At 64.7% G+C, this 17,872-nt stretch carries 17 protein-coding genes; 7 read left to right on the top strand and 10 right to left on the bottom strand.

Annotated elements, in window-relative coordinates; translation table 11 throughout:
• The first annotated feature begins 12 nt into the window (after positions 1-12).
• From uidB to OM977_RS11100, 3 genes are read left to right on the top strand one after another with little or no spacing between them, the layout of a single operon-like run.
• A complete protein-coding gene (uidB, locus tag OM977_RS11110; RefSeq protein ID WP_264354029.1) occupies positions 13-1,440 on the top strand; it encodes a glucuronide transporter in 1,428 nt (475 codons plus the stop codon).
• 31 nt (positions 1,441-1,471) lie between these two features.
• Positions 1,472-2,701 carry a D-mannonate dehydratase ManD gene (gene manD / locus OM977_RS11105; protein WP_264354028.1) on the top strand — a complete coding sequence of 410 codons (1,230 nt, stop codon included), beginning with the start codon at positions 1,472-1,474 and terminating at the stop codon, positions 2,699-2,701.
• Positions 2,701-3,282 (top strand): gluconokinase, encoded by a 582-nt coding sequence (locus tag OM977_RS11100; protein WP_264354027.1) that lies wholly within the window; start codon positions 2,701-2,703, stop codon positions 3,280-3,282. The genes manD and OM977_RS11100 overlap by 1 nt, the downstream gene beginning before the upstream one ends.
• Here the strand turns inward: OM977_RS11100 and OM977_RS11095 are convergent.
• From OM977_RS11095 to OM977_RS11085, 3 genes are all read right to left on the bottom strand, one after another.
• A complete protein-coding gene (locus tag OM977_RS11095; RefSeq protein ID WP_264354026.1) occupies positions 3,254-4,066 on the bottom strand; it encodes a MetQ/NlpA family ABC transporter substrate-binding protein in 813 nt (270 codons plus the stop codon). The genes OM977_RS11100 and OM977_RS11095 overlap by 29 nt on opposite strands.
• Positions 4,067-4,127: 61 nt before the next feature.
• Positions 4,128-4,829: a methionine ABC transporter permease gene (locus OM977_RS11090; protein ID WP_264354025.1), complete on the bottom strand. Its 702-nt coding sequence runs from the start codon at positions 4,827-4,829 to the stop codon at positions 4,128-4,130.
• Positions 4,826-5,836: a methionine ABC transporter ATP-binding protein gene (locus tag OM977_RS11085; protein WP_270102943.1), complete on the bottom strand. Its 1,011-nt coding sequence runs from the start codon at positions 5,834-5,836 to the stop codon at positions 4,826-4,828. Before OM977_RS11085 ends, OM977_RS11090 begins: the two co-directional genes overlap by 4 nt.
• A gap of 317 nt (positions 5,837-6,153) precedes the next feature.
• Here OM977_RS11085 and OM977_RS11080 point away from each other — a divergent pair, with 317 nt between their 5' ends.
• On the top strand, positions 6,154-6,675 hold the full coding sequence (locus OM977_RS11080; RefSeq protein ID WP_264354024.1) for a mycothiol transferase: 522 nt from the start codon (positions 6,154-6,156) through the stop codon (positions 6,673-6,675).
• Between the two features lie 48 nt (positions 6,676-6,723).
• Here the strand turns inward: OM977_RS11080 and OM977_RS11075 are convergent, their stop codons facing one another.
• The 5 genes from OM977_RS11075 to OM977_RS11055 all read right to left on the bottom strand — a co-directional run bounded on the left by OM977_RS11075 (position 6,724) and on the right by OM977_RS11055 (position 10,625).
• Positions 6,724-7,230, bottom strand: a complete 507-nt coding sequence (locus tag OM977_RS11075; RefSeq protein WP_264354023.1) for a metallophosphoesterase family protein — start codon at positions 7,228-7,230, stop codon at positions 6,724-6,726.
• A 134-nt stretch (positions 7,231-7,364) separates the two neighbouring features.
• Positions 7,365-7,913, bottom strand: coding sequence for a hypothetical protein (locus tag OM977_RS11070; RefSeq protein WP_264354022.1), 549 nt, complete (start codon positions 7,911-7,913; stop codon positions 7,365-7,367).
• Between the two features lie 2 nt (positions 7,914-7,915).
• Positions 7,916-8,473: a hypothetical protein gene (locus tag OM977_RS11065; protein WP_264354021.1), complete on the bottom strand. Its 558-nt coding sequence runs from the start codon at positions 8,471-8,473 to the stop codon at positions 7,916-7,918.
• A 110-nt stretch (positions 8,474-8,583) separates the two neighbouring features.
• A complete protein-coding gene (locus tag OM977_RS11060) occupies positions 8,584-8,850 on the bottom strand; it encodes a hypothetical protein (RefSeq protein WP_264354020.1) in 267 nt (88 codons plus the stop codon).
• Between the two features lie 68 nt (positions 8,851-8,918).
• A complete protein-coding gene (locus OM977_RS11055) occupies positions 8,919-10,625 on the bottom strand; it encodes an alkaline phosphatase D family protein (protein ID WP_264354019.1) in 1,707 nt (568 codons plus the stop codon).
• Between the two features lie 104 nt (positions 10,626-10,729).
• Here OM977_RS11055 and OM977_RS11050 point away from each other — a divergent pair, with 104 nt between their 5' ends.
• Together OM977_RS11050 and OM977_RS11045 are read left to right on the top strand one after the other, a co-directional pair.
• On the top strand, positions 10,730-11,311 hold the full coding sequence (locus OM977_RS11050) for a hypothetical protein (RefSeq protein WP_264354018.1): 582 nt from the start codon (positions 10,730-10,732) through the stop codon (positions 11,309-11,311).
• 70 nt (positions 11,312-11,381) lie between these two features.
• Positions 11,382-12,851 (top strand): APC family permease, encoded by a 1,470-nt coding sequence (locus tag OM977_RS11045; protein WP_264354017.1) that lies wholly within the window; start codon positions 11,382-11,384, stop codon positions 12,849-12,851.
• A 37-nt stretch (positions 12,852-12,888) separates the two neighbouring features.
• On the opposite strand, the gene OM977_RS11040 is transcribed toward OM977_RS11045, so the two are convergent.
• Positions 12,889-15,042, bottom strand: coding sequence for a transglycosylase domain-containing protein (locus OM977_RS11040; protein WP_264354016.1), 2,154 nt, complete (start codon positions 15,040-15,042; stop codon positions 12,889-12,891).
• Positions 15,043-15,288: 246 nt separating this feature from the next.
• On the opposite strand from OM977_RS11040, the gene OM977_RS11035 reads away from it, so the two are divergent.
• Positions 15,289-16,308: an LLM class flavin-dependent oxidoreductase gene (locus OM977_RS11035; RefSeq protein ID WP_264354015.1), complete on the top strand. Its 1,020-nt coding sequence runs from the start codon at positions 15,289-15,291 to the stop codon at positions 16,306-16,308.
• Positions 16,309-16,342: 34 nt separating this feature from the next.
• Here OM977_RS11035 and OM977_RS11030 read toward each other — a convergent pair whose 3' ends face one another.
• On the bottom strand, positions 16,343-17,836 hold the full coding sequence (locus OM977_RS11030) for an AAA family ATPase (protein ID WP_264354014.1): 1,494 nt from the start codon (positions 17,834-17,836) through the stop codon (positions 16,343-16,345).
• Positions 17,837-17,872: the final 36 nt, after the last annotated feature.

The following is a 17,872-nucleotide window of genomic DNA, read 5'->3' as shown; positions in this document are numbered from 1 at the left end:
AGGAGCCCACACATGAAAAAGCTGAACAATCTGAGCATCATCGGCTACGGCGCCGGCGACGCCGCCAACAACCTCGCCTTCACCACGGCCACCATGTTCCTGCTCGTCTACTACACGGACGTAGCCGGCATTTCCGCGGCCGCCGCCGGCACGCTGCTGCTGGCGGTCCGGATCTTCGACGCCTTTGCCGATGTGTTCGCGGGCCGGGTGGTGGACCGTGCCTTCAGCAAGCGCTTCGGCAAGTTCCGCCCGTTCATCATGTTCGGTTCCATCCCGCTGCTCCTGCTCAGCGTGGCAACGTTTTCCGTGCCCCAGATCGGCGAGACGGGCACCCTGCTGTACGCCTACGTCACGTACGCGGCGCTCGGTCTCGCCTACAGCCTGGTGAACATTCCGTACGGCTCGCTGGCCGGCGCCATGACGCAGGACCCGGGGGAGCGGGCCAAACTCGGCTCCGCCCGGATGATCGGCGCCCTGCTGGTCGGTTCCGCCCTCGGCATCTTTGTGGCCCCGTTGATTAAGCCCGGCGCGGACCTGCAGTCCACGTTCACCACGGTGACGCTGGTCTTCGTCGTTATCGGCGCGGCGCTCTACTTCTTCACCGTGCTCACGGCCAAGGAGCGGGTGCACCGCGCCGTGCCCAACGTCACCTTCACGCAGAGCATGGACACCCTCAAGGGCAACAAGCCGCTGCTGATGCTCTGCCTGAGCTCCTTCTTCTTCCTCACCGGCTACCTCGCCCTGACCTCCGTGCAGCTGTACTACCTCCGCGACGTCCTGGGCCGTCTGGACCTCTATCCGGTCCTGTCCATCACGCAACTCGTCCTGACCTTCGTGCTGGCCGCCTTCATGCCCAGGCTGGTCCGTTCGTTCGGCAAGAAGCGCGTGTACATCCTCTCGTCCCTGCTGACCGTGGCCGGCGGAACCCTCATTTTCCTGACCCCGGCGAGCCAGGTCTGGATCGGTTTCACCGGCCTGGTGATCAGCCTTGTGGGCGTCCTGGCCGTGAACATCGTGGTCTGGGCACTGGAAGCGGACACCGTGGAGTACGGCGAATGGAAGACCGGTGTTCGCACCGAAGGCATCACCTACGCGCTCTTCTCCTTCACCCGCAAGACGGGACAGGCAGTCGGCGGAGCCCTCGCCGCCTATGCCTTGGCCCTGGGGGGCTACAAGTCCGGCGCCGTGCAGACCGCGGACGCAGTCTTCGGCATCCAGGTAGCCGCCGGAGCCATGCCCGCCATCATGACCATCCTGGCCGTGCTGGTGATGTCCAAGTACAAGCTCACGGACGCGATGCACGCCCGCATACTCGAAGAGATCACCGCCCGCCGCGAACGCGGCGACGGCCCCCACCCCACTGGTCCCGCCGCCGGGCAATCCTCCGACGGTACCGGAACCGCCACTTCACCCACGCCGCTCGCGGCGCCCACCAACTGACCCTGACCCAGTCCCCCCGAAAGGACCTGTTGTGAAAATCATTGCCGCGGAAGTCTTTGTGACCAGTCCCTCCCGTAATTTCGTGACGTTGCGGATCACCACCGAGGACGGGGTGACCGGGATCGGCGATGCGACGCTGAACGGGCGTGAGCTCGCGGTTGCGGCGTACCTGAAGGAGCACGTTGCGCAGTTGCTGATCGGGAAGGATCCGCACCGGATCGAGGACACCTGGCAGTTCCTGTACCGCAGTTCGTACTGGCGGCGGGGGCCGGTGACGATGGCCGCGATCGCCGCGGTGGACATGGCGCTGTGGGATATCAAGGGCAAGCTCGCGAACATGCCGGTGTACCAGCTGCTGGGCGGGGCGTCGCGGAACGGGTTGCGGGCGTACGGGCACGCCTCGGGCGCGGACCTGGAGTCGTTGTTCGATTCGGTCCGGGAGCACCTGGCGCTGGGGTACAAGTCGATCCGGATCCAGACCGCGGTGCCGGGGATCAAGGCCGTGTACGGGGTCGCGGCGCAGGCGCAGGCCTCGGGGGAGCGGTATGACTATGAGCCGGCCGGGCGGGGGGCGTTCCCGCTGGAGGAGGACTGGGACACCCGGGCGTACCTGCGGCACCTGCCGGGCGTGTTCGAGGCGGTCCGGAACGAGTTCGGCCCGGAACTGCCGCTGCTCCATGACGGGCATCACCGGATGACGCCGATCCAGGCCGCGAAGCTGGGCAAGGCGCTGGAGCCGTATGACCTGTTCTGGCTGGAGGACTGCACCCCGGCGGAGAACCAGGAGGCGCTGCGGCTGGTCCGGCAGCACACCACCACGCCGCTGGCGATCGGGGAGATCTTCAATACGGTGTACGACTACCAGACGATCATCAAGGAACAGCTGATTGATTATGTCCGGGCGGCGTCGACGCACTTCGGCGGGATCAGCCCGCTGAAGAAGGTGATGGACTTCGCCGCGCAGTATCAGATCAAGTCCGGTTTCCACGGGCCGACGGATATTTCCCCGGTGGGGTTTGCCGCGCAGCTGCACGTGGGCCTGGCGATCCATAACTACGGGATCCAGGAGTACATGCAGCACTCGGACAAGACCAATGAGGTCTTCGAGCAGTCGATGACGTTCGTCGACGGCTACCTGCACCCCGGGGACAAGCCCGGCATCGGCGTTGAGTTCAACGAGGAAGCCGCCGCGGCCTACCCGTACCAGCAGGCCTACCTGCCCTACAACCGCCTCGTCGACGGCACGGTTCACGACTGGTGATGACTCCCTCAGCTTCCGCAACAGCTGCGGTGCGGGCGCCCCGTGTGATCGTCATGGGCGTGTCCGGCTGCGGCAAGACCACCATCGGCGACCTCGTGGCCCGCGAACTGGGTGTCCGCTTCCTCGACGGCGATTCCCTCCACCCTGTGGAGAACGTGGCCAAGATGGCAGCCGGCACGCCGTTGACCGACGATGACCGCTGGCCCTGGCTCGCGATAGTCGGCAGCGAACTGGCCGCGGCCGGTTCGGGCGGCCTGGTCCTGGCCTGTTCAGCGCTTCGGCGCAGTTACCGGGATGCCATCCGGGCCCAGGCGCCGGACACGGTGTTCCTGCACCTGCACGGCAGCAGGCAGGTGCTGGGCTCCCGGCTGGAGGGCCGGAGTGGCCACTTCATGCCCGCGGCCCTGCTTGAATCGCAGCTGGCAACGCTGGAGCCGCTCGGCCCGGACGAAGCCGGTGTCGTCACCGATATCGCCGCCCCGGTTGCCGAGGTGGTGCGCGACGCGCTGGAGGGCCTTGCCCGCCTGCGTTCCGGTGCCCCGGCCGGCCTGGTCAGCTGGCCGGGATCACCAGGCCCTTGAACTTGGTCTGGATGAAATCCTTCATCTCTTGCGAGGTCAGGATCTTGTAGAGCTTCTGCACGCGGGGATCGTCCTTCATCTCGGCCTTGACCGCCAGCACGTTGTAGTAGGCGCTGTCGCTGCCCTCGACCAGCAGTTGCTTGTCGGCACTCAGGCCGGCGGGAAGGGCAAAGGCCAGCGTCACGATGGCCGCGTCCTTGTCGTTGAGGGCCTGCGGCAGGCTGGCGTTCTCGATCTCCGTGAACTTGAGGTTCTTCGGGTTCGCCTTGACGTCCTTGAGCGTGATCGGGTTCTCGGTGACTTCGATGAGCCCCTTGGACGCGAGGAGCTTCAAGGCGCGGGACTCATTGGTGGGGTCGTTGGGGATGGCGACGGACGCGCCGTCGGGCAGTGCATCCAGGGTGGCCACGCCATTGGAGTACAGGGCCATCGGCGGGAGGTAGACCTTGCCCACGCTGACAAGGTTCTTTCCGGAGGCCTTGTTGTAGGTCTCCATGAACGTGGTGTTCTGGAACAGGTTGGCGTCGATGTCCCCGTCGCTCACGGCCGGGTTCGGCGTGTTGTAGTCGCTGAACTCCTTGTACTCCACGGTGAGGCCCTCCTTGGGGGCGAGCTCCCGCTGGACATGCTTCAGCATGTCCCCGGCCGGCACGGCCAGGGCGCCCACCTTGATGGTCTCGGTGGCTCCGGCGGAGTTGGTGGAGGAGCCGGCACCGCAAGCGGACAGGGCGAGGATTGCGGCCACGCCGGTTGCGGCGGCCTTCAGGACTGGGAAACGGAACATTGGAACTCTTTCGCAGAATGGGATGGGTTGAGGGGAAGGATTGGGCGGTACGGGGCGGTGGCTACCGGTGGGACAGGCGCCGCGCCGCGAAGTTGCCCAGGGATTGGAACACCTGCACCAGCAGGACCAGGAGGATAACGACGCCGAACATGTATTCGGGGCTGTACCGCTGGTAGCCGTAGCGGAAGGCAACGTCCCCGAGGCCGCCGCCGCCTACGGCGCCGACCATCGCGGAGTAGCCGATGAGGCCGACGACGGTGGTGGATAGCCCGAGGGCAAGGGCCGGAACCGCCTCGGCAACCATGACCTTGGTCAGGATGGTCCACCGGGTGGCGCCCAGCGACTGGGCCGCCTCGACGAGGCCCACCGGCACTTCGCGGATGCCGATCTCCACCAAACGGGCGAAGAACGGTATGCCGGCGATGGTCAGCGGGACAATGGCCGCGGTGGGTCCGATGAAGGATCCGACCAGAAGCCGCGTGAATGGAATGAGCAGGATCATGAGGATGATAAACGGGATGGAGCGCCCGATGTTCACCAGGAGGTCCAGCACACGGTTGACGACGAGTCCCAGCGCCCGGCTGCCGAAGAGCTTCGACAGCAGGCCGCCGGACTCGGTGGTCACCAGGAGCACCCCGGCCGCGAGGCCGAAAACGACCGTGAAGAGCAGGCTCAGGCCCACTGTGTAGAAGGTCTCGCCCGTGCCCTTCAGGATCGTGTCCAGGAGGTCCGACCAGAAGTAGGGGTCATTGCGGTCGATCACTTGATTACCTCCACGAAGAGTCCCTGCGAACGGAGATCGGCCACGGCGCCGGCCACGGTCCGTTCGTCTCCGGGCAGCTCGAGCCTGGTGCGTCCTGTCTGGTGTCCGTGGATGGTTTCAACGGCGGCGCCCAGGATTCCGACGTCGATGCCGTGCTTGCGCGCCAGCTGCGCGATCACGGGACGGTCCGTCTTGACGCCGTTAAAGGTGATTTCCACGATTGCGTTGGACGTCTCCGGGATTTCCCCCAGTTGGAACAGGGCCTGGCCCAGCAGGGACTTCTCCGTTGTCAGCAGCTGTTCCACGGGACCCTGCTCCAGGATCCGCCCCCCGCTCATGACGGCGGCCGAGTCGCAGATTCTCTTCACGACATCCATTTCGTGCGTGATGAGCAGCACGGTCAGGCCCAGGTCCTTGCTCAGCTGGCGGATCAGGTCAAGAATTTGCCTCGTCGTTTCGGGGTCCAGTGCCGACGTCGCCTCGTCGCTGAGCAGAACTGTTGGGTTGGACGCCAGCGCACGGGCAATGCCCACGCGCTGTTTCTGTCCGCCGGACAGCTGCGCGGGGTAGGCTCCGGCCTTGCCGTGGAGGCCTACCAGCTCGAGGATCTCGAGTGCCCGGTACCGCCGCGCCTCGCGTCCCGCGCCGGTGATCTCGAGGGAGAGCTCCACATTCGCCTGCACAGTCCTGCTGCTGAGAAGGTTGAAGTGCTGAAAGATCATGCCGATGTTGTGGCGTGCAGCGCGCAACTCTGTGCCGGACAGGGTGGTCATCTCGCGGCCGTCGACCAGGACGCTTCCCGAGTCCGGACGCTCCAGGGAATTGATGGTGCGGATCAGCGTGCTCTTACCGGCGCCGCTTTGGCCAACGACGCCGAAAATCTCGCCGCGGGCGACGGACAGCGAGACGTCGTCAAGTGCCCGGACCGCCGTCGACCTGGAGCCGTAGCTCTTCGAGACCCGGCCTACGGAAATCATGGTGCTCCCTGTGGTGGATGGAATCTTCACGGAAGCCTCCGCAAAAGCTGGCGGGGACATCGTCCGCACCCAATCTAAAAATTCTGCCAAGCGGGAGTGGCTGGCAACAAATCCGAATTTTAAGCCCAAAATCACGCCGCCGGGCCCGCATAATTCTATCAAGCCGAGGACTTCGCCCCGGAAGCGGCCGCCGCGTCCGGAAGTGCCCGGACAAACGGGAAGTGCGGTGGTGTCCACGGAGAGTGAGAGCTTCGTCACTAGCATCGATGCGTGCGAGGGCCCTGTCCGGTTGTGTGGTTCTCATGCAAGCATGAGGACTCTGGAATGAAGCACCGTGAGGAGACTCGATGAAATCCAACGAATTGCTGCTGGACGCTTTCGGCCGGATCCGTGAAACCGTGGCCGCCACACTGGAAGGGGTCAGCCACGAGTCCCTGGTCCGGCGTCCCGCTGGCACCGGAAACTCGATCGCGTGGTTGATCTGGCACCTCGGCCGTGTAGAGGACGCGCAACTCGCCTCCGCCGCGGGCCTGGAGCAGGTCTGGACCTCGCAGGGGTTTGCCGGCCGCTTCGACTTGCCGTTGCCCAAACGCGACACGGGCTACGGCCATTCCAGCCGCCAGGTCGACGCAGTGCAGGCCGCGCCGGAGCTGTTGCTCGAGTACTACGACGCCGTCCACCGGCCGACCGTGGAGTATGTGGAGGCGCTCGGCGACGGCGACTTCGACCGCATCGTCGACACGCGCTGGGACCCGCCCGTCACTCTCGGGGTGCGGCTGATCAGCACAATTGCCGATTGCCTCCAGCACGCGGGCCAGGCCGCGTACGTCAAGGGCCTGAACCCGAACGAAAACCCGAGGGATCGCTAGGATGAACGACTCTTCCGGCGTCGTCCGGGACTAGCTGTGATGCCGCGATCAATCCTTGTGGACCTCCACGAGCCGGACATCCGCCAGCGCTCCGCCGTCGACGCTTGCCGTGAGGTAGGTGCAGACGGGCTGGCGCCGGCGGTCGGTAGGGGAGCCGGGGTTCAGCAAGCGGAGGCCCTTCGGGCAGATCGTGTCCCAGGGGATGTGGCTATGTCCGAAGACCAGGACGTCGGCGTCCGGATACAGGGCCTCGCACCGTTGCTCCCGGCCTTTGGCCGGGCCCGTCTCGTGCACCATTGAGAACCGCACTCCCTCCAGGGTCACGGACGTGGTTTCCGGCAGCCGACTGCGAAGCTCCGGGCCATCGTTGTTGCCGTAGACGGCAATCAGCCGGCGGCTGCGGGACTCGAATTCGTCCAGCAGGCCGGCCGTCACCCAGTCGCCGGCGTGGAACACCACATCGGCGCTCTCGACGGCGGCCCATACCTGGGAGGGAAGGTTCCGGGCCCGGTGGGGGACGTGCGTATCGGAGACGAACAGGAGGCGCAGCGGCATAGCAGAATCCTCCCACGAACGGCCGCAGCCCCTCACCGGCCTGACGCCTCCGGCGCCGCTGGAAACATAGAGCGGCTGGAAACATAGAGCGGCTGGAAAAATAGAGCGGCCGATCCGCTTGGTGGATAGCGTGGCTACGTCTCGATGCTGGTGGAGGAACCCGGGCCGGGGCCGATTGCCGCGGCAACCAACCGGTCGAAGCTGGCGGTGCCGTTGTCCGGCGGAATTACGGTGAAGACCGCAGAAAACTTTTCCGGCGCATTTTTCTCCAGTATCGGGGCCCGTTCCACGTGCAGGCTCAATCCTTGTACACCGCTGACAGGAAGGTAAAGCCGCTCGCCGCTTTTGACCAAGCCCCGAAACTGCTTGACGGAGAGTCGGTCCCCAGACCTGCCGGTCACTTCAACGATCGTTTCATTGACCCGCCTGGTGAGCCCCTGCGTGAATCCCCTCTGGCTCGACACCGTGGGAGCCGTGAGAATCACCGCGAAGAAGGCCGTGAACAACGCAACAGCACCGAAACTCCTGAGACCGGGCAGAAAGGCCATCAAGACCAGGCACAGCAGCAACCCGACGATACTGAACAGGACAAGCCTGGCAACGGGATCCTGACCGGGCTTCTTCGTCCAGCGGACAAGAGTGACGGAGTTCCTCGGGGACTGACCCGGCACCGACTTTTCCATTTCTACTGCCCCTTCACTTCAATCAGCGCTTCAGCCAGGATGACTGCCTCGCGTGCTTCCTTGAGGTCCCCGAGCAGGCCCAGGTCGGACATGGTATCGACGGCACCAGCGGAACCGGCAAGGTCGTAAAAGACCCGGTTCAGCTTCTCGCGGTCCCGGGACAGCATCCGGGAAGAATTCAGTTTGACCCTGCTCATCTCCAGCTCCAGCAGCGACTTGTCGATTGCGGCGCGACGCTCCTGCATGACCAATAGCTTGTCCGCGACGCGCTCGGTACGGTCGCGCAGCATCGACTCCATCTTCACCGCCATGTCGTGGAGCTCGCACAGTGCGGAGTAAGTCTGTGGCGTCCCGGAGTGACGGCCCAGCTGATGACCGACGTGAACGCGGCGACGTTCCCATTTCCGGACGGCGGATTCGTAGGGTCCCAGGAGCAAAGCAACAGCCGATATCGCCTTATCCAGCGCGGCGGCGCGCGTGCCCAGGCTTGTGGTGGCAACGTCCAGCCTTGAGAGGAATTCGTCGTAGTTGTCAGGCGGCGGGGCGCTGCGGGCGTTCATGTGCGGCTCGCACGCTCATCTGCGCCCCCGACTCTCATGGCAAGAGAATAGAGGCTCCGGGCCGGATGGGATAGAGCCGGACTTGTACCTTTTTTGGCGCGCGGAAGCTGCTAGCGCTCCAGGTTGACCGTGATGTCGAGGTGGATGCCGTTCCTGAGCAGCCGGTCCTCCAAGTACCTGGCGAGGCTCGCCTCGTTCTCGGTGTGCTCGCCCTTGGCTATCGCGCCGCGGAGGCACGCCATCGTGTCCGTCGACCCGACAGTAGACAGCGGCGCACGGTGGTCGGAGGTCAGCCGTTCAATATCCGTCCGGAAGGCCCGGAGGTGGCCTTCCCGGGCAGTAGCGCGCAGGGTGAACGGGATAAAAGCAGTGGGCAAGAGGAGTCCTTTTTTCTGGCGGTGGCCACCTGGCCCCGCTGTCTGGAACAAGCCTTCCAAAGCCGCTGTTATTCCTCCGAGAGCGCTTCTGAGGCAGAACTCACGCCGCGCTCCCCGGCACTCCGGGGAACCACGGTGACGGAGGCGACCAGTTCCAGCCCCGGATGCAGGTGGTCGCCGTCGTTCACGACCCCCGTCTGCCACCACAGCTTCAGCCCCTCCGGCGCCACCTCAAGGCAGGCCAGGTTGTTGTCGAACCATGGCCCCTTGACGCCGGACCAACGGAACGGCGGGTCCGGGACCTTCGCGGAGCGGGCGGCCAGGGAACCTGCCGCTTCGCCCAGGCCATAGGACAGGATGGCCGAAAACGACCTCATCAACCGGGGCAGCGGGTTTCGGATAGGGGAGCAGACTGCCTGCACGATCCGGCTGCCCGAGGAGCGCCTCACCTCCGAAACGTAGGAAAAATGTACGTCTCCGGAGAGGAAGGTGACGGTGTCCGGTGCCGCGCCCCGCTTGCCATCGGCGACGTCGGCCGCCATGGCCGCCACTTTCTGGAAACTCCTCTGGAAGGCGCCCCAGTGTTCAAGGTCCAACGCCTGGCGCAGTTTCTCGCCGGCTCGGGCGCCCAGTTTTCCCCACGCGCCTTCGGACACGGCCTCATCCCAGGCCTCGACGTGGTGCAGGCCCATCGGCAGCAGGAATGGCAGCGACGTCGCCACCAGCAGGTGGCGGAAACCGCCGCGCATCCGGCCGTCGAGCCAGGCCATTTCCGCTTCGTCGAGCAGGGAGCGGGTTTCCGGTTGCAGGTTCCGGGCGGCGCGGGAATCCACCACTACCAGCCGGGTGTCCCCGAAATCCCGGCAGAAGCTCCAACGGTAGGATTCCGGGTCCTTATCGGCCCGTTCGGCGAAGCGGTCCAGCTCCGCGCTCAGGTCGAGCTCTGTCTCGGCACCGTGCCGGGCGATTTGCTGCCAGATAGGATCCTCGACGCGCTCCTGCGGCGACAGGTTCCCCAGATGCTGGTAGACCCAGTACGAGGCCAGCCCCGCGACAATCCGTTCACTCCACCAGGAGGTGGCTTCCATTTCCTTCTTCCAGCTCAGCGAGGAGTTCCAGTCGTCGCGGATGTCGTGGTCGTCGAAGATCATGGCGCTGGGAAGGGTGGACAGCAGCCACCTGTTGGCCGGGTCCGACCAGGCCAGGTAGTAGAGGTGGGCGTATTCCTCGTAGTCCTTGAGCTCCTCGCCAGGCGGTTCGGCGATGTTCCGGCGGGCGCGGATGAACTGTTGCATCTGCTCGCTGGTCGAGTCGGCGTACACCTGGTCCCCGAGGAAAGCCACCAGATCCGGCCACGCCTGGTCGCTGCCGGAGGCCATTCGGAGTGCGTAGGCACGTAGCGAGTCGATGCCGTGGGTCCGGTTGCCCGACTCGTCGTGCGGGACACTGGTCCGGCAGGAGCCGAAGGCCATCCGCAGCGGCTTGCCGGGCTTCAACGTGGTGATCATTGGCGGCGGGAACCCGGAAGACGGATCGGGCCAGACGCTGGATCCGTTGACCTCCAGGGTGTAGGGCGTGACCGTTCCCGGCTCCAGTCCGTCCACCTCCACCAGCGCGTAGTGATGGCCGTGCACCGCGAATGTGCGCGCGTCCCAGCCTCTGCCGTCGGCACGGACCGAGACCCGCGCTGGGCTCCGGGTCTCCACCCAGATACTGGCCGACGTCTCGTCCACGTACCGCATCATCGGACCGAGCGCCAGGGGTGAGGTCGTCATCCCTCAGTTGTACCTGCTTCGGCCCGGTACGACCATGGCAGCGGAAAGATCATGGGATGCGTATGTTGTGACTGGTGACCTCGGCAGGAAGTGAGTAGAAGAGAATGAACGAAATAAGCAAAGAAGACGTCCTGGCAATCCTGGAGTCGGAGAACCTCGGCCGCGTTAATTGGTTTGAGGACCGCGGTCCCCGCGCCGACGAGGCGGGAATCGTCCTGCAAATTGGCGGATGGCGCGTTTATTCGACGGATGAGAGGGCAGCCGAACAATATGAAAAGGTCCACGGAGACGAGCGAGAGGCCCTTGCCGATTTCTTGGAGAAGGTGCGAGCAACGAATCGCTATTTTGCCCTGCGCGCGGAACGCCTAAGCTCAGAGGCTGATGTCAATGTCCTGAATGTCTTGGTGGCCGAAAACCTCGGCCGCTTCAATTGGCATGAGGACCGTGATATGGGAATCGAGGAAGCCGGCATCCTTACGCAAGGTGCAGGTTGGCGAGTCTATCTGACGGATGAGCAGGGTCGTCCGAGGTACGAAAGATTCCATGAGGACGAGGGTGAGGCCGGCGCCGACTTCCTGAAGCGAGTCAGAGCCATTAACGAACTCGTTGCCCGACGCGAGAGCCGCATCCGGAAGCAGTCGAACGCCGCAGGTTGTTGCCAAAGTGATCCGGCGGGGCCAAAGTGAAGTAGGTCATGCCGTGGCCGGCTTCCGGCAGCGGTTCCTCAGGGTAGATGTACGCGCTGTGGAGGTCATCATGAGTAAGGCTTCTGAAGAAGTGTTCGACGCAACGCCGGAAGGCGACGAACACGAACTCAAACGGGTACTCGGGCCCAAGCTCCTGCTCCTGTTTATCGTCGGTGACATCCTCGGCGCAGGAGTCTATGCCGTCACCGGAACCATGGCCGGCACGGTCGGGGGCATCGTCTGGCTTCCGTTCCTGCTTGCCTTCATCGTGGCGACGCTGACCGCATTCTCCTACCTGGAGTTGGTCACGCAGTACCCCCAGGCAGCGGGAGCGGCGCTCTACGCGCACAAGGCGTTCGGCATACACTTCGTGACCTTCCTCGTGGCATTTGCCGTGGTCTGCTCCGGCATCACCAGCGCGTCCACCTCCGCGAACGTCCTTGCCCAGAACTTCTTCGGTGGCCTGGAGATCAACGGCTGGATGGACCTCCCCGATAAGGGCGTGATCACCGCCGTGGCGATGGGGTTCATGCTCCTGCTGGCCGCGATCAACCTGCGCGGGGTGGGCGAGAGCGTTAAGTTCAACGTGGTGCTCACCCTCGTGGAGATGACCGCGCTGTGCATCGTGATCGGCGTCGGCTTTTACGTCATGACCCAGGGCACGGGGAATGCAGGAGAAATATTCGTCTTCAACGACTACCAGGACAAAGGCCTGTTCCTGGCCGTCACCGCGGCGACGTCCATCGCCTTCTTTGCCATGGTGGGCTTCGAGGACTCGGTGAACATGGTCGAGGAGACGCAGCACCCCGAGCGGATTTTCCCGCGGTCCATGCTCACCGGCCTGGGCATCGCGGTGCTCCTCTACATGCTGGTGGCCGTCTCCGTGGTCAGCGTGCTGTCGCCCACTGAGCTGGAGAGCATTAGGCAGGCAGAAGGCGCTGCCCTCCTGGAGGTGGTGCACAAGGGCTCCCCGGACTTCCCCATCGACAGGATCTTCCCGTTCCTTGCGGTCTTCGCCGTTGCCAATACCGCATTGATCAACATGCTGATGGCGAGCCGCCTGATCTACGGCATGGCGCGCCAAGACGTCCTTCCCCGGCCGCTGGGAAAGGTGCTGCCGGGGCGCCGGACGCCGTGGGCAGGCATCGTCTTCTCCACCATCCTGGCGCTGGGGCTGATTCTGTACGTCACCAGCGATCCGAAGAGCAACGTCGTAGCCAACCTCTCCGGCACGACGGCGTTTTTGCTGCTGTGCGTGTTCACCGTGGTGAACGTGGCCTGCCTGATCCTCCGCCGCAAGCGGGACCCCAACCGCAAGGTGTTCTTCACTTCCCCCGGGCAGTTGCCCCTCGTGGCGGCCCTGCTCTGTGCCTTCCTCGCCGGTCCCTGGGTGGGCCGCAATGTCATCCAATACCAGATCGCGGGCGGGCTGATGGCGATCGGCGTCCTGCTGTGGTTTATCACCTGGTTGATCAACAGGAGGACCAACACCGGGCAGGGTCAACCGGTCGGCACTCAAAACGTCGGCAAGGACAACTAAGCGCCGGGCCCGCCCGGCCCCCCGCCCGGCTGGCGGATCAGGGCTTGGTCATGGCTTCGGGCGGCGGCGGAAAAGCAGCAACCGCGTAGAGCCCGACAACCTGCTGCATATAGTTCGCCCACTGCGGGCCGGCCAGCATGTATCCGTCAATGGCCTTGTAGAAATTGCCGTTGATGGTGACGTTTTGGCCGGGCCGTTTCTGACCTTCGAGGGTGTCGCCGAAGAAGGACGCCGTGGCGAGGCCTGAGGTGTAGCCGACCACCCAGGTGGCCCCGTTGTTGTTGGACGTCCCGGTCTTAGCGGCCACCGGGACTACGCTCTGGACCTTCGGATTGATGTAGACGCCGGATCCCCGTTTCAGCACGTCCTGAAGCACGAGATTCACACCGCGCGCGACCTCGGGTTTGACGGCGTCCCGGCAGTTCGGGGCCTCCGCCGGAAGCTTGCGTCCCGCTGCATCGGTCACTTCCACCAGAGCGATCGGCGCGCAGTACTTGCCGTCATTGGCGAACGTGGCAAACGCGTTGGCCAAGTGGAGCGGCGCCACGCCAATGGCACCCAGGAGGTTGCCGAGCTGGTGCATGTTCACCGGGGCGTTATCCACACCGCTGTGGAGCCCCACGGCGTCCACCATTTTCTGGATGCCGCAAAAATCAAGTTGCGCGGCCTCAGCGAAGGTTGCGGTGTTGATGGAGTTGTAGAGCCCGTAATCGACCGCCATGGGGCGGTAGTACCCCTCGTCGTTGTTCTGCAGGTCATCTGCGGCGCCGAGGCCCGCATTCTTCTGCGCCGTGCTGTAGGCGCCGAGGACCTTGCCGCAACTGGACTTCCACGGGAAATCGAGCGGGTATGTCCGCCGGGAGGCGTCCACCATGGCCTTCAGTGACTTGCCCTCATTGAGCCATTCCGCGAACGTGAACGGTTTCATGGTGGATCCGGGCTGGAACCCGCCGGCGCCATTCAGGTCATTGCCCTTGGCGTCCTTGGAATCGACGTTGAAGTTCAGCTGGGTGTCGAATTTTCCCGGTGCCGGGAGGAACACAGTGTTTTGTGCCATCGCCACGATCTTGCCGGTTCCGGGCACCACCGAAACCAGGGACGCACCCCACCTGTCCGGGTTGGCCCCCGCGGTGGCGTCGACCTGCGCCTGCGCCGCCGCCTGCAGTCGGCTGTCCAGTGTGGTGGTGATGGTCAGGCCGCCGCGGTACAGCCTCTTCTCGCGGTCGGCCGGGCTGACGCCAAAGGCCGGGTTGTTGAGGATGAGGTGGGAAACGTAGTCGCAGAAGTACGGTGCGATTTCGGCGGCGGCGCAGCCCTGCTTCCCCGGGGTGATCTTGAGGTCCACGCCCGTGGCGACGGCGGCGTCATGTTCCGCCTGGCTGATCTTGTTCTGGGCGAGCATGCTGTCCAGGACCTGATTGCGCCGCTGGAGGGAGTTTTCCGGATTGACGGCGGGATCGTAGAAGCTGGGACTGTTCACCAGTCCGGCGAGGAGAGCCGACTGGGGAAGTGTGAGGTCCTTGGCGGTGGTGCTGAAAAAGTAGCGCGACGCGGCCTCGATTCCGTAGGCGTCACGGTTGAAGAACACGATGTTGAGGTAGCCCTCGAGGATCTGGTCCTTAGTGAACTTCTTCTCCAGTTCGATGGCGAGCTTCACCTCCCGCACTTTGTCGCCGACGCTCTTCTGCCCGCTGAGAATGACCTGATTCCCCTTGTCGGCCGACAGCAGGGACTCGTTGATCACGTTGGTGACGTACTGCTGGGTCAGCGTGGATGCACCTTGCCTGTCACCGCTGGTCAGGTTGGACGTCAGGGCCCGGAGAATGCCCTGCGGGTCCACGCCGGCGTGCTCGTAGAAGCGGCTGTCCTCAATGGCCACGATCGCATCTTTGATGTACGGCGACATCTGGTCCAACCCGACCTTCAAGCGGTTCTCCGCGTAGAAGGTGGCGATCGGTTTGCCGTCTGCGCTCAACACTTTGGTTGACTGTGCCGGCGTATCCACTATCAGCTCAGAGGGAAGATTGTTGAAGAATATGATCGAGTTTCGGACAGCGACTCCGGCTGCAGCGACACCGGGGACCACCAGGCTGGCGGCCAGAACCCCGCAGAGCGCGCTGACAGTCAGCAGTAGTAGGACCCTCCTCAGGGCCGCGACCAAGCGAGATCCTATCCGGTTGTTCCGCGCCATCTTTTGTCCAGCCATCACGCTCGAAAACGTGTGTTCAGAATACGCCGATTGGCCACTGATGGGCAGACAGCGGGCACACGTCTATTATGGCTCGGAATGCGGCTACGGAACGGGGTAGCGTTCGATGGGTGAAACGGAGGCCGGGGCGGAGGCGCGCTGGGCGGCGGCGGCCGTTCTCGGATACAAACTGAAGAAACCCCCTTACCCGGAGCCAGACCGCTCCCAATCTTGAGAAGTGGAGTATTCATGAAGCGGATCGGGTTTCTCTCCTTCGGCCACTGGCGCGACGTCGAAGGTTCACTCGTACGTTCCGCCCGGGACTCCCTCCTGCAGGGCATCGAGTTGGCCGTGGCCGCGGAGGAAGTCGGCATCGACGGAGCGTACTTCCGCGTCCATCACTTCGCCGAGCAGCAGGCCTCGCCGTTTCCCCTGCTCGCCGCGATTGCCGCCCGCACCTCCCGGATTGAGGTTGGCACCGGCGTCATCGACATGCGGTACGAGAACCCGCTCTACATGGCTGAGGAGGCCGCCCCCGTCGACCTCATCAGCGCAGGCCGTCTGCAGCTGGGGGTGAGCCGTGGCTCACCCGAGTCCGTGGTGGCCGGCTACCGGAATTTCGGGCACTTCCCGGCAGAGGGCGAGTCCGACGCCGACATGGCCCGCCGGCACACCGCGCTCTTCCGGAACGCCATCTCCGGCGCAGGCATTGCCCGTGCCAATCCACAAGCCAGCGGGCGCACCGGGCCGGTGCCGGTGCAGCCGCTGTCACCTTCTCTTCCCGAACGAATCTGGTGGGGTGCCGGCAATCGTGCCAGCGCCCGGTGGGCCGGGCAGGAGGGCATGAACCTCATGTCGTCGACATTGCTGACGGAGGATACCGGGATTCCCTTCGACCAGCAGCAGGCCGAGCAGATTGCCGGCTACCGGGCGGCCCGGGCAGACGCAGGCCACCGGCAAACTCCGCGGGTGTCCGTATCGCGAAGTATTGTTCCGCTGATCGATGACGACTCCCGCCGCTACTTCGGATTGCGTGCCCAGGCCGATGCCCGGGACCAGGTGGGGTACCTCCACGGCGGGCTGGCCCACTTCGGGCGCAGCTACATCGGTGAGCCCGAACAGCTCGTGCAGGAGCTGGCCCGCGACGCGGCCGTAGCCGCGGCAGACACGTTGCTCGTCACCGTCCCCAACCAGCTCGGCGTGGACTTCAATGTCCGGCTGCTTGCAGCGATTTCCCGCGACCTGCGCCCCGCCTTGGGCTGGGACTGACGCGGATGCGTCCCACGCCCGGGGACGGTGCTGGCTAGCTCCCGGGATGGAAGGCGGCCGGCCCGCCAAATTCCGGTCCACCAGGGAATGGCCCCGCGAAGCCCGGCGCCCCCGGGAAGGGACCGCCAACGCCACCGCCATCTCCTTCCCCGCCGGTAGCGCTGCCGAGAAGGCTCCGGGTCAGCGCTTCGCCGTCGGCCATCAAGCCCTCCACCGCCTGGGCGAGATGACTATCCCCGACCGGCGTGCCATCCAGGGCAGCCGCGACGACGGCCCGGCGAACAAGCTCACGTGCGAACGAAGCCGTTGTCCCCTCGGTCCGCGCGGCCGCGTCGTGCACCGCTTCGGCGCTGAACGGAATCCCACGGGCGTAGAGCTCGACCAGCCCCACCCGCTCCGCCAGGGCCGGAAGGGGAATATCCACGGCGAGATCCACGCGCCCGGGCCGCTGCGCCAAGGCGCGTTCGAGCATGTCTACCCGGTTGGTGGTGAGAACGAATGCAACATCGGCGTCGTTGTCCAGGCCATCCATGGCGTCCAACACCTCGAACAGCAGCGGCTGGGGGCCATGCCCGAAACTGCGGTCCTCCGCGATGAGATCGCAGTCCTCGAGTACCACGATGGAGGGTTGCAAGGCCCTGGCCATCGTGGCAGCCTCTGAAATCCGGGCCAGCGATCCTCCGGACAGCAGAATTGCGGTGGCGCCCTCGCTCTGGCTCAACAAATACCTCACTGTGTGGGTCTTGCCGGTCCCCGGTTTGCCGTACAGCAGGATTCCCCGCTTGAGATGTTGTCCGTAGTGGTTGAGGGAGTCCCGGTGCCGGGCAATGCCGACGGCGTGGTCCGACACCTTCTGTAGCAGGCCCTCCGGCAGGATGACATCGGAGGCGGAGAGGGCAGGGCGGGCATGGAAGGTCACACCGGCCGCGCTCGGGCCATACTCGCCCATGACAAGCGAGATGACCTGGCCCTTGAGGACACTGCGGTGCTGCATCCGTCGACGGAATTCCGACAGGAAGCCGGCGGCGTGGCCGGTATCGCCGGCCAACACTTCAAGCGAGGCCGACTGCCGCCCATAGCGCGGGTTGGCGTCGCGCTGCAGCACCGCGACCGGGCCTCCTGCGTGGCTGAACAGCCACAGCCCCAGGGCCACCGCCTGCCGCTGTTCGTCCGGGCCGACCGCCAGATTGGTGAAGTCCGGTTGGGAAATCGGGAACTGGGGGAAAAACTGGGATTGCTGCAGCATGTCGCTGAGCGACTGATGGTGGCGCTGGTCCCCGCCGCCAACACCGAGCAGCCGGAAATCCGTGTCCTCGGCCGCGAGCTCTGCCATCAGGATGTCGGCGTCGACGAAGCGGTGCGGCGGAATTTCTTCCACCACGACGGACAGTGATTCCGCCGGAACCGCCAGATGGTCCGTCAGGGTTCTCAGCAGTTGGATTCCCGACTGCACCCGATGCTGCCCGGACTGCGCAAGCTGCACCAGCTCGGCAAAATTGTCGATGAACTTCCCCAAATTTTCATCCATGCGCAGACCCTACCAGCAGCATGGGGTATATAAGCT

It is taken from the genome of Pseudarthrobacter sp. MM222 (assembly GCF_947090775.1).
GTDB lineage: Bacteria > Actinomycetota > Actinomycetes > Actinomycetales > Micrococcaceae > Arthrobacter.
This window is presented reverse-complemented; position numbering and strand designations above follow the sequence as displayed.